Source organism: Bradyrhizobium sp. 31Argb (genome assembly GCF_043638955.1).
Classification (GTDB): Bacteria; Pseudomonadota; Alphaproteobacteria; order Rhizobiales; family Xanthobacteraceae; genus Bradyrhizobium.
Window position 1 is genome coordinate 1 of record NZ_JBEGDB010000268.1, and the last position, 11,091, is coordinate 11,091.

General features: G+C 62.9%; 9 protein-coding genes and 1 pseudogene. 8 read left to right on the top strand and 2 right to left on the bottom strand.

What is annotated here, in order from left to right; genetic code table 11:
• Window positions 1-97: 97 nt before the first annotated feature.
• Window positions 98-724, bottom strand: a complete 627-nt coding sequence (locus tag AAFX91_RS33430; protein ID WP_394569407.1) for a TerC family protein — start codon at window positions 722-724, stop codon at window positions 98-100.
• Between the two features lie 200 nt (window positions 725-924).
• Complete coding sequence (locus tag AAFX91_RS33435) at window positions 925-1,323, bottom strand: hypothetical protein (protein ID WP_394569408.1); 399 nt, start codon at window positions 1,321-1,323, stop codon at window positions 925-927.
• Window positions 1,324-1,471: 148 nt separating this feature from the next.
• Between AAFX91_RS33435 and AAFX91_RS33440 the strand changes: the two genes are divergently transcribed.
• The 8 genes and pseudogenes from AAFX91_RS33440 to AAFX91_RS33475 all read left to right on the top strand — a co-directional run bounded on the left by AAFX91_RS33440 (window position 1,472) and on the right by AAFX91_RS33475 (window position 10,993).
• Window positions 1,472-2,302, top strand: coding sequence for an SDR family NAD(P)-dependent oxidoreductase (locus AAFX91_RS33440; protein WP_394569409.1), 831 nt, complete (start codon window positions 1,472-1,474; stop codon window positions 2,300-2,302).
• 207 nt (window positions 2,303-2,509) lie between these two features.
• Window positions 2,510-3,283: a motility protein A gene (locus tag AAFX91_RS33445; RefSeq protein WP_130580623.1), complete on the top strand. Its 774-nt coding sequence runs from the start codon at window positions 2,510-2,512 to the stop codon at window positions 3,281-3,283.
• 34 nt (window positions 3,284-3,317) lie between these two features.
• The gene (locus AAFX91_RS33450; protein ID WP_130580624.1) at window positions 3,318-4,148 is read left to right on the top strand and encodes a flagellar motor protein MotB; all 831 of its coding nucleotides are present in this window, start codon (window positions 3,318-3,320) and stop codon (window positions 4,146-4,148) included.
• Between the two features lie 140 nt (window positions 4,149-4,288).
• Window positions 4,289-6,187, top strand: coding sequence for a potassium transporter Kup (locus AAFX91_RS33455; protein WP_394569410.1), 1,899 nt, complete (start codon window positions 4,289-4,291; stop codon window positions 6,185-6,187).
• A 148-nt stretch (window positions 6,188-6,335) separates the two neighbouring features.
• Window positions 6,336-8,261 carry a potassium transporter Kup gene (locus tag AAFX91_RS33460; RefSeq protein ID WP_394569411.1) on the top strand — a complete coding sequence of 642 codons (1,926 nt, stop codon included), beginning with the start codon at window positions 6,336-6,338 and terminating at the stop codon, window positions 8,259-8,261.
• A 111-nt stretch (window positions 8,262-8,372) separates the two neighbouring features.
• Window positions 8,373-8,702 (top strand): rhodanese-like domain-containing protein, encoded by a 330-nt coding sequence (locus AAFX91_RS33465; RefSeq protein ID WP_282530332.1) that lies wholly within the window; start codon window positions 8,373-8,375, stop codon window positions 8,700-8,702.
• 7 nt (window positions 8,703-8,709) lie between these two features.
• Entirely contained in the window at window positions 8,710-9,879 is a 1,170-nt protein-coding gene (locus AAFX91_RS33470; RefSeq protein WP_394569412.1) for an aminotransferase, read from the top strand.
• A 4-nt stretch (window positions 9,880-9,883) separates the two neighbouring features.
• Window positions 9,884-10,993 (top strand): annotated as a pseudogene (locus AAFX91_RS33475) (polyamine ABC transporter substrate-binding protein).
• Window positions 10,994-11,091 lie beyond the last annotated feature (98 nt).

Sequence of the window (11,091 nt, forward strand, 5' to 3'; positions counted from 1 at the left end):
TTCCTCCTAAAAGAAAGCCTTGAATCACGTTCAATCTGATTTGAGAATCCCAAGAGTCCACACGGCCTAGGGCTTCGTCAGATCGGCCAGGGCTTCGTCATATCGGCGCGACTTTGGCGACTTCGTGGGCGCCGCGAATGACCATGTCGATGGCGACATAGAGGATGACGGCCAGGCCGACATAGGCGATCCAGCGATGGTTCTGCAGCAGCCGCGCGATGAAGGTCGCGGCTGCGCCCATCAATGCGATGGAGAGGATCAGGCCGAAGATCAGCACGCTCGGGTGCTCGCGGGCAGCTCCCGCGACAGCCAGGACGTTGTCGAGCGACATTGAGACGTCGGCAACGATGATCTGCGTCGTGGCCTGGAAGAGCGTCTTCCGGGGGGCCCCGTCTGAAGACGCGCCACCGAGCTCGGCATCGGCTTCTTCCTTCGCGGCAGCGCGCAACTCGCGCCACATTTTCCAGCACACCCATAACAGCAGGATTCCGCCGGCCAGCAGGAGGCCGACGATCTGCATGATCTGCGTCGCCACGACGGCAAACAGGATGCGCAGCACGGTCGCCGCGAGGATGCCGATCAGGATCGCCTTGCTGCGTTGCTTTTCGGGCAGGCCGGCCGCGGCCAGGCCGATAACGACGGCATTGTCGCCGGCGAGCACCAAGTCGATCAGAACGACCTGCAACAGCGCGGATAGGAATTCAAAGCCAAGAAATTCGGACACGGGTCATGCTCCCCTTCTGGTCTGGAGAGTGACCCCGGATTAGATGCCGGCTTGATGGCGATGCATATCGGTGAGGGATTCACCGATATGTCCCGCCATCAATGCCGCAGATCAAAGCAGGGCCACTCCAACTTAACTCCAGTCCGACATCGCAGCCTGTCGGCTGCCAGAGGGGCCCGGCCTGGTACGCTCTAGTATAGTTACTGTCGCGAATTCGAACGCGCGACGGCTTCTTCCTCGAAGAACAGCGCCGCCTGGTCCGGTTCGCCAAAGATTGCTGCTGCACACCCCATGAAGGTGAATGCACCGGCAAAGTCCCACCACGTGACTTTCCCTGAGTTTTCCTGAGCCTGGATCAGGCGCGCCAAGATGGCGGCCACTGCCGCCTCCGCGAACAGCAGGATGCTAAATGCGGGCAGCACGAGCTCAGGTTCGAGCACGCGGATCATCAGGATGGCAGGGAACACGGTCAGGACGCCGAACAGCGCGAACAGCCCGAAAGGCTCCAGCGACGGAGTATTTCGCATGATCCAGTTTGAACTGGAGGCCAACATCTGTTCCCCTGAATGAACGAACGCCCAATAGCAGCCGCGCAGCATCTGCTGACGCCCAGCTATCGGCGGCAACCAATAGCAAAACACTCTTGCGTGCGGGAGGTTTCTGACCCGTGGCGCAGCGCCGCAGACGGGTGTAGTTGTCGCTCGGCCGCCATGCGGAACCCACGAGGGCAGGGACGGGAGGTGCGCGATGGAAATGCGTGACAAGACCGTGTTCATCACCGGCTCAACCGACGGCGTCGGCCGCTATGTTGCGAAGAGGCTCGCCATCGGCGGCGCCAGCGTGCTGGTCCATGGACGCGACAAGGCGCGCGGGGCATCGCTGATCGAAGAGATCAGGCGGGCAGGGGGCCGCGAGCCTATTTTTTTCCAGGCCGACCTGTCCTCGCTTGCCGAGACGCGAAAACTTGCGGAGGCCGTGCTCGGAAACCACACGCGGCTCGACGTCTTCGTCAGCAATGCCGGGATCGGTACGCAGAGCGAGGGGCCGGCGCGGCAGACCAGCAGGGACGGCTACGAGCTGCGCTTTGCCGTGAACTACCTCGCGGGTTTCCTGCTCGCGCGTCTCTTGCTGCCGCTGTTGAAAGCGAGCGCGCCGTCGCGGATCGTCAATGTCGCCTCGCTCGGCCAGCATCCGATTGACTTCGACGACGTCATGATCACGAAGAACTACAGCGGCTCGCGCGCCTACGCCCAGAGCAAGCTTGCGCAGATCATGTTCACGGTCGATCTTGCGCAAGAGCTGAAAGGCTCGGGCGTCACCGCAAATTCGCTGCACCCGGCGACCTACATGAACACCACCATGGTGCGCGCGGGCGGCATCACCCCGATCTCCACCGTCGAGCAGGGCGGCGAAGCGATCCTGCATCTGGTGTCGGGCGACGATGTCGCCGACGAAAGCGGGCTGTTCTTCAACGGCATGAACGAGGCCAGGGCCAATCCGCAAGCCTATGACGCGTCGGCACGGAGACGGCTCCGCGCGCTCAGTCTCGAACTCACGGGGCTCGATGCCGGTCACTGAGCCGCGCCGGCGATTATGGTTAGCGAAAGATTGAGACCGGCGCCGCGCCTAAACTCCACGCGTCCACTCGGGATTTTACGGGTTCCTCTTCGGCTTAACCTTTACGGGTCTTTAATGGCGCCCACGTAGGGTTTTCCGGCGCGGTCCGGGGTTGGGTCGTGCACCGTCCAGGACAGGCGGTGTATTGCGTACGCGTTGGAGTTTCCCATGGATATTATGACGGGCGCCGGACTCTTGGCGGGCATTATCGTCATTTCAGTGATGATGCTCATGGGCGGCGACCTGCACATGTTCATTTCCGAACATGCGATGATCATCATTTTCGGCGGATCGGTCGCGGCCACGATGATCCGCTTTCCATTGGGCGCGATCCTGCATGGCCTGCCGCTGGGCGCCAAATTCGCCTTCACCGTGAGCCGGCTGTCGGCGCGCGATCTGGTCGACGAACTGGCCCGGATCGCCGAGATTGCCCGCAAGCAGGGGCCGGTCGGCCTTGAAAAGGTCGAGACCAACGAGCCCTTCCTGGCCAAGGGAATCCGCTACGTCGCCGACGGTTACGACCTCGAATTCATCCGCGACAATCTCGAGCGCGACCGCGACAATTTCCTGATGCATCTCGACGAGGGCAGCAAGATCTACCGCGCGATCGGCGACTGCGCACCGGCCTTCGGCATGATCGGCACGCTGATCGGCATGGTGCAGATGTTCGCCAACATGACCGATCCCTCAAAGCTCGGTCCATTCATGGCGACGGCGCTGCTGGCAACGCTCTACGGCGCGCTGGTTGCGAACCTGTTCTGCCTGCCGATCGCCGACAAGCTGCACGGCAAGCTGCTGGACGAGGAGACCAACCGCACCCTGATCATCGACGGCATCCTGATGATTCGCGATTCGAAGAGCCCGGCGCTGGTTCGCGAAATGCTGCTCGCCTATCTGCCGGAAAAGCACCGCGAAGGAGAGGGCGAGCCGGTGCCGGCCTGACCTTCGGCCTGGCAGCGATCCGGAGCTTTACGCGATGGCCAAGAAAAAGCGCGGCGATGCACATACCGGAGGGCACGGCTGGTTCGTGACCTTCGCCGACCTGATGGGGCTGATGATGAGCTTCTTCGTGATGCTCGTCGCCTTCTCCAGCATGGACAACAACAAGCTGAAGATCGTCGCAGGTTCGATGCGCGACGCCTTCGGCTCGCAGACCAATGTGCGCTATTCCGGCATCATCGAATCCGACGGCCTGCCGACGCGGCCGAAGTTGAAGAACGTCGAGCATATCTCGCCGGAGGAGACCTCGGACAGGCCGACGCCCGACGAGAAGGAGCGCAATCAGGAGAACGGCGCCAAGCTGCACACCGACCGCGCCTTCGCGCTCGCGTCCGCTTCGCTCCGGCAGGCGCTGCAGGACATGCCGGAATTGACCGAAATGTCCAAGCACATCATGTTCGAGGAAACCAAGGAGGGCCTCAACCTCGAGATCATCGACCAGGACGGCCGCTCGATGTTCGCCGACGGCTCCAAGGTACCTTACGACCGCACGCGGCGGCTGATCCAGAAGCTTGCCGGGCCGCTCAAGGCAACGCCGCTGCGCGTATCCATCGTCGGCCACACCGCCGCCGGTTTCGTGCCGGCGCGCAGCGAATACGGTGCGTTCGACCTGTCGGCGGACCGTGCCAATGCGGTGCGCCAGATCCTCGAGCGCGAGGGGCTGCCCCCCTCGCACATCTTCGCCGTCTCGGGCAAGGCGGACAGCCAGCCGTTGTTTCCGGACGATCCTTCGCTCGCGGCAAACCGTCGCGTCACCATCACCTTGATGCGTGAGGATCCGCCGCTGCCGCCCGGCTTGAAGCCGTAATCTGCCGAATTTACTATCTGCCGCCTGTCCAGCCGGGGACCGTTACGCGCTTGTCGCGGCCGCCGCAACCGTCGACAGGGAACGCGGAAGCGTGGATAGCCGCGCCGGATCAAACTAGCAGATTGGGCGTTCCCCCCGCCATGGCTGTCAGCGTCTCATCCAGCGAGGTCCAAGAGGGGCCGGTTACGTCCAACTTCTGGGCCTTGACGCTGGGCAGTATCGGCGTGGTGTTCGGCGATATCGGTACCTCGCCGCTCTATGCGTTCCGCGAGGCAGTCGCCGGCGAGACGCATGGGCAGCCGGTATCCCGAATCATCGTCCTCGGCGTGCTGTCGCTGATCCTGTGGGCGCTCTTCATCGTCGTCACCTCGAAATACGTGCTGCTGCTCCTGCGCGCCGACAACAACGGCGAGGGCGGCACGCTCTCGCTGATGGCCCTGGGGCAGCGGGCGCTGGGGCGGAGAAGCTGGCTGTTGCTGGCGCTCGGCGTGGTCGGCGCCTCGATGTTCATCGGCGATTCCATGATCACGCCGGCGATCTCCGTGCTGTCGGCGGTCGAAGGCCTCAAGCTCGCGACGCCCGCACTTCAACATTACGTGGTGCCCGTCACGATCGTCATCCTGGTCGTCCTGTTCTCGGTCCAGCGCATCGGCACCGGGCGGGTTGCTTCCGCCTTCGGGCCTGTGATGGTGGTCTGGTTCGCTACGCTTGCCGTGATGGGGCTGGTCCACATCAAGGATGACCCGTCGGTGCTGGCGGCGATCAATCCCTATTACGCGCTCCAGTTCCTGCTCACCCATGGCACCATCGGGCTGGTGACGCTGGGCGCGGTGTTCCTGGCCGTCACCGGCGGCGAGGCGCTCTATGCCGATCTCGGCCATTTCGGCCGCAAGCCGATCCAGTCCGGCTGGCTGTTCTTCGTGCTGCCGTCGCTTCTGCTCAATTATTTCGGGCAGGGGGCGCTGGTGCTATCCGATCCATCCGCGATCGAGAATTCGTTTTATCGGATGGTTCCCGACTTCCTGCTGCTGCCACTGGTGGTGCTCGCGACCGCCGCCACTGTGATCGCGAGCCAGGCCGTCATCACCGGCGCCTATTCGCTGGTCCGCCAGGCGGTGCAGCTCGGCCTGCTGCCGCGCTTCGAGGTCCGCTACACCTCGGAGTCCCATGCCGGGCAAATCTATCTGCCGCGCGTCAACCGGCTGCTGCTGGTCGGCGTCCTCTTGCTGGTGCTGATGTTCCACACCTCGAGCGGACTGGCATCGGCCTACGGCATTGCCGTTTCCACCACCATGGTCGCCGACGGCATCATGGGCTTTGTGGTGATCTGGAAATTGTGGAACTGGCGCGCAGCGACCGCGGCCGCGGTGATCGTGCCGTTCGTGGTAGTCGACATGACGTTCCTGAGCGCCAATCTCCTCAAACTGTTCGAGGGCGCCTGGGTGCCGCTTTTGTTCGGCGCAGCCATGGCGGCCATGATCTGGACCTGGCGGCGCGGGACGGCCATCCTGATCGCCAAGACCCGGCGCATCGAGGTGCCGCTTGACGACCTGATCAAGAGCCTGGAGAAGCGGCCGCCGTATATCGTCAAGGGCACCGCGGTGTTCCTCACCAGCGATCCCGGCTTCGTACCGACCGCGCTGCTGCACAATCTCAAGCACAACAAGGTCCTGCACGAGCACAATGTCATCCTGACCATCGAGACGGCGCAGACGCCGCGCGTCGATGTCTCCGAGCGCGTCTACATGGAACGCGTCAGCGACAAGTTCTCCAAGGTGCGCCTCAGGTTCGGCTTCATGGAATCGCCGAACGTCCCGAAGGCGCTGGTGATCGCCCGCAAGCTCGGCTGGCAGTTCGATATCATGGCGACGTCATTCTTCGTGTCGCGGCGGTCTCTCAAACCCGCGGCGCAGTCGGGCATGCCGTTGTGGCAGGATCACCTGTTCATCGCCATGAGCCGCTCGGCCAACGATGCCACCGACTATTTTCAGATTCCGACGGGGCGCGTGGTTGAGGTCGGCACCCAGGTAACTATCTGACCGGCGCACGATTGCGGCTGGTTAAACGATCGACCTATGTGTAAAATGCATGGTGGCAGCCCATTTTTCGCCTAACCCATGCATTCGAGCAGGGATATAGGCCTGCCGCGCTGTTTCATTGTGCAGTGAACAATAGAGGCTCCCTCCCATGTCGTCCGAGAGTGCGGTCACCGCGGCGGAAACGCCCGCGGCCAGTGGACATGGAGAGGCGCATTCCACGGCGGGGTTCGGAGCGCTGACGCTCGGCAGCATCGGCGTCGTCTACGGAGACATCGGCACCAGCCCGCTCTACGCCCTTCGCGAAGCCGCTGTGGCGGCAAGCGAGCACAGTGGCGTCGCCACGACGCAGGCCGTGCTCGGCGTGCTCTCCCTGATCCTGTGGGCGCTGATCGTCGTCGTCACGCTTAAATATGTGGTGATTCTGCTGCGCGCCGATAACCACGGCGAGGGCGGAACGCTGGCGCTGATGGCGCTGGCCGAACGCGCCGTTACCAAGGGCGCCGGCGCGGTCGTGATGCTCGGCATCATCAGCGGGGCCTTGTTCTACGGCGACGCGGTGATCACGCCGGCGCTGTCGGTGCTGTCGGCGATCGAGGGCATCAAGCTCGTCACCGCGACCTTCGAACATTATGTCGTGCCGCTCACGGCGTTGATCCTGGTGGCGCTGTTTGCCGTGCAGTCCCACGGCACCGCTCGGGTTGCTGCGTTTTTCGGACCCATCATGTGTGTCTGGTTTGCTGTGCTGGCGATCGCAGCCGTGCCGCAGATCATCAGGCATCCTGAGGTCCTTTTGGCCTTCAATCCGCTCTACGCGGTCTCCTTCATGCTCCATCACGGTGTGATCGGGTTCGTCACTCTCGGCGCGGTGTTTCTCGCCGTCACCGGCGCGGAAGCGCTCTATGCCGATCTCGGGCACTTCGGCAAACGGCCGATCCAGGTCGCCTGGCTGTTCATCGTGCTGCCGGCGCTGGTGCTGAATTATATGGGGCAGGCCGCGCTCGTCATCGTCGATCCCAAGGCGATCGAGAATCCGTTCTTCCTGATGTTCCCGGATTGGGCGCTGATCCCGATGGTCGTGCTCGCCACCATCGCGACCGTCATTGCCAGCCAGGCCGTCATCACCGGCGCCTATTCGCTGACGCGCCAGGCGATCCAGCTCGGCCTATTGCCGCGCTTCGAGATTCGCCACACCTCGGAGGCCCATTCGGGGCAGATCTTTATTCCCCGCATCAACCGGATGCTGCTTATCGCGGTGTTGTTGCTGGTCGTGATGTTCCGCTCCTCCAGCGCGCTGGCCTCGGCCTATGGCATCTCGGTGACCGGCACCATGGTGGTCACGGGCATGATGGGCTTTGTCGTGGTGTGGAAGGTCTGGCGATGGTCGCCGCTCGCCGCCGCCGCATTGATCGCGCCCTTCCTGTTTCTCGATCTCACCTTCCTAACGGCAAACCTGCTGAAGGTGCTGGAAGGCGGCTGGGTGCCGCTGGCGCTCGGCGGCGCCGTGATGCTGCTGATGTACACATGGCGGCGGGGCAGCCGGCTGCTGTTCGAGAAGTCGCGCAAGCTGGAATTCCCGCTCGCCGACCTCATCGCGATGCTGGAGAAACGGCCGCCGCAGCGCGTCTCCGGCACGGCGGTGTTCCTGACCAGCGATCCTGCCAGTGCGCCGACCGCGCTCATGCATAGTCTAAAACACTACAAAGTGTTGCATGAGAAGAACGTCATTCTCACCATCGAGACCGCGCCGACGCCGCGGATCGACCCGTCCGAGCGGGTGCGAATGGAGCAGATCAGCCCGACCTTCTCCAAGGTGACGCTGCGCTTCGGCTTCATGGAATCGCCGAACGTGCCGAAGACGCTGGCGATCGCCCGCAAGCTCGGCTGGCAGTTCGACATCATGTCGACCTCGTTCTTCCTGTCGCGGCGCTCGCTCAAGCCCGCCGCGCATTCCGGCATGCCGCGCTGGCAGGACCATCTGTTCATCGCGCTCAGCCGCGCCTCCAACGACGCCACCGATTATTTCCAGATCCCGACCGGCCGCGTCGTCGAGGTGGGAACGCAGGTGACGATCTAGCTTTTTGCCGGTCCTAAGCCGTTCGCGGTGCTTGATTTTCCCTGCGCAAGAGGCGACTTTGCCCCCGAAACAGGGGGCTGGCTGAGCCCATGAATTGTCTGGAGAACGCGCGTGGCCGACCACAAGGTGCATGATCTAACGCCCCAGGAGGTGTCGAAGGGAATAGCGGATGGACGCTATCTCCTGGTCGACGTCCGCGAGCCCAACGAGGTCGCTTCCGAGGCCTATCCTGATAGCGTCGTGGTGCCGCTGTCGACGTTCGATCCGGACGAGATTCCCGATCCGCAGGGCAAAGAGGTCGTGTTCGCCTGCCGCTCGGGCAAGCGTTCGGTGACGGCATCGCTTGCGGCGCAGTCGGCGGGGTTGCCGTACGACCAGCATCTGGCCGGGGGCATGTTGGCCTGGAAGGCGGCGGGATTGCCGACCAAGACGGGCGGCTGACCTTTCCATGACTTCCATGAACAAGGTCTTCTCGGACCTTCCCGTCACCATTTTCGAAGCGATGTCGCAGCTCGCGCGCGACAACAACGCTATCAATCTCGGCCAGGGTTTTCCGGACGATCCCGGTCCGGAGGACATCCGCCGCGCGGCCGCGGACGCTTCCGTCAACGGCTACAATCAGTACCCGTCGATGATGGGTATCCCCGAGCTCAGGCAGGCGATCGCCACGCATTACGGCCGCTGGCACGGACTCAACCTCGACCCCATGACGGAAGTCATGGTGACCTCGGGCGGCACCGAAGCGCTGACATCGTCGATCCTGGCCGTGGTCGAACCGGGCGACGAAGTGGTCGTTTTTCAGCCGGTGTACGATCCCTATCTGCCGATCATCCGTCAGGCCGGCGGCATTCCGCGCCTGTTGCGGCTGGAGCCGCCGCACTGGCGGCTGAACGAGGAGATGCTGCGGAGCGTCTTCAACCACAAGACCAAGGCGGTGCTGTTCAACAATCCGCTCAATCCGTCCGCCGTGGTCTATCCGCGCGAAGACCTCGAACTGCTGGCACGGTTCTGCCAGGAATTCGACGTGGTCGCGATCTGCGACGAGGTCTGGGAGCACGTGATCTTCGATGGCCGCGAGCACATCCCGCTGATCACGCTGCCGGGCATGCGGGACCGCACCATCAAGGTCGGCAGTGCCGGCAAGATCTTTTCGCTCACCGGTTGGAAGATCGGTTTCGTCTGCGCCGCGCCGCCGCTTCTGCGGGTTGCCGCCAAGGTGCATCAGTTCCTCACCTTCACCACGGCGCCCAACCTCCAGGCGGCGGTGGCCTACGGGCTCGGCAAGGCGGATGCGTATTTTCACGACATGCGCAAGGATCTGGCGCGGAGCAGGGATAGGCTGACAAAAGGGCTCGAGAGCCTCGGCTTTCCCGTCCTGAAATCGCAAGGCACCTATTTCCTCACCGTCGACCTGTCGCCGCTCGGTCTGAATGAGACCGACGAGGCGTTCTGCCGGCGCATCGTGACCGACTACAAGGTGGCCGCGATTCCCGTCTCGGCCTTCTACGAAAAGGACCCGGTGACCTCGGTCGTACGTTTTTGCTTTGCAAAGAAGGACGCAACTCTCGACACTGCGCTGGAGCGTCTGTCGGACGCGGTGCACCGTCGAAAGAGGTAGAGAGATGCACGAGCAGGGCCGTCATCCCATTCGTTTCGCGGCCCTGCTGGCCGCGGCTCTGCTCGTCTCCTCATCCGCCCGCGCCGAGGAGCGCACGGTCAATTTCTACAATTGGTCGAACTATATGGCGCCGGGGGTGCTGGAGGACTTCACCAAGGAGACCGGCATCAGGGTAACTTACGACACCTTCGACGCCAACGAGACGCTGGAAACGCGGCTGCTCGCGGGCAAGTCGGGCTACGACGTGGTGGTCCCGACTGGTTATTTCCTGCAGCGCCAGATCACCGCAAAGGTCTTCCTCAAGCTCGACAAATCGAAACTGCCGAACCTCGCCAATGCCTGGCCGGTGGTGACGAGCGAGCTCGCGACCTACGATCCCGGCAACAACTACGCCGCCAATTACATGTAGGGCACCACCGGCATCGGCTACAACGTCCAGATGGCGCAGAAGATTCTCGGCCCCGATGCCAGGATCGATAGCTGGGACATGGTCTTCAAGCCGGAGAATCTCGCGAAGTTTAGGGATTGCGGCATCCATATGCTGGACTCTGCCGACGACATCTTGCCGGCGGCCTTGAACTATCTCGGCATCGATCCGAACTCCACCAAGCAGGCCGATCTCGAGAAGGCCGCTGACCTCGTCAGCAAGGTCAGGCCTTATGTTCGCAAGTTTCATTCCTCGGAATATCTGAGCGCGCTAGCCTCCGGCGAGATCTGCTTCGTGGTGGGCTGGTCGGGCGACATCATGCAGGCGCGCAGCCGCGCGGTCGAAGCCAAGAACGGCGTCGAAATCGGCTACACCATCCCGAAGGAGGGCGCGCAGATGTTCTTCGACAATCTCGCGATTCCCGCCGACGCCAAGAACGTCGCCGAGGCCCATGAGCTGATCAACTACCTCTACCGGCCGGACGTCGCTGCGAAGAACTCGAATTTCCTGTCCTACGCCAACGGCAACCTGGCCAGCCAGAAGCTGATCGATCCCAAGATCCTCGACGACAAGAACATCTATCCGGATGAGGCGACGCAGAAGAAGCTGTTCGTCATCACCGCGCGCGACCCCGCAACCCAGCGGATCATCAACCGGCTGTGGACGAGGGTGAAGACGGGGAAGTGAGGCTCGCTGTCGCGACGCTCTCCGTCATTGCGAGCGCAGCGAAGCAATCCATAGCGGTGTGCCGAGTATGAACGACAGCTTGGAGGTGGAAGTCCTCT

What these genes read in the sequence shown, in the direction of transcription:
- AAFX91_RS33435 (WP_394569408.1), bottom strand. Translation starts at nt 1,323, where the DNA reads ATGCTGCGCGGCTGCTATTGGGCGTTCGTTCATTCAGGGGAACAGATG.
- AAFX91_RS33440 (WP_394569409.1), top strand. Translation starts at nt 1,472, where the DNA reads ATGGAAATGCGTGACAAGACCGTGTTCATCACCGGCTCAACCGACGGC.
- AAFX91_RS33445 (WP_130580623.1), top strand. Translation starts at nt 2,510, where the DNA reads ATGGATATTATGACGGGCGCCGGACTCTTGGCGGGCATTATCGTCATT.
- AAFX91_RS33450 (WP_130580624.1), top strand. Translation starts at nt 3,318, where the DNA reads ATGGCCAAGAAAAAGCGCGGCGATGCACATACCGGAGGGCACGGCTGG.
- AAFX91_RS33455 (WP_394569410.1), top strand. Translation starts at nt 4,289, where the DNA reads ATGGCTGTCAGCGTCTCATCCAGCGAGGTCCAAGAGGGGCCGGTTACG.
- AAFX91_RS33460 (WP_394569411.1), top strand. Translation starts at nt 6,336, where the DNA reads ATGTCGTCCGAGAGTGCGGTCACCGCGGCGGAAACGCCCGCGGCCAGT.
- AAFX91_RS33470 (WP_394569412.1), top strand. Translation starts at nt 8,710, where the DNA reads ATGACTTCCATGAACAAGGTCTTCTCGGACCTTCCCGTCACCATTTTC.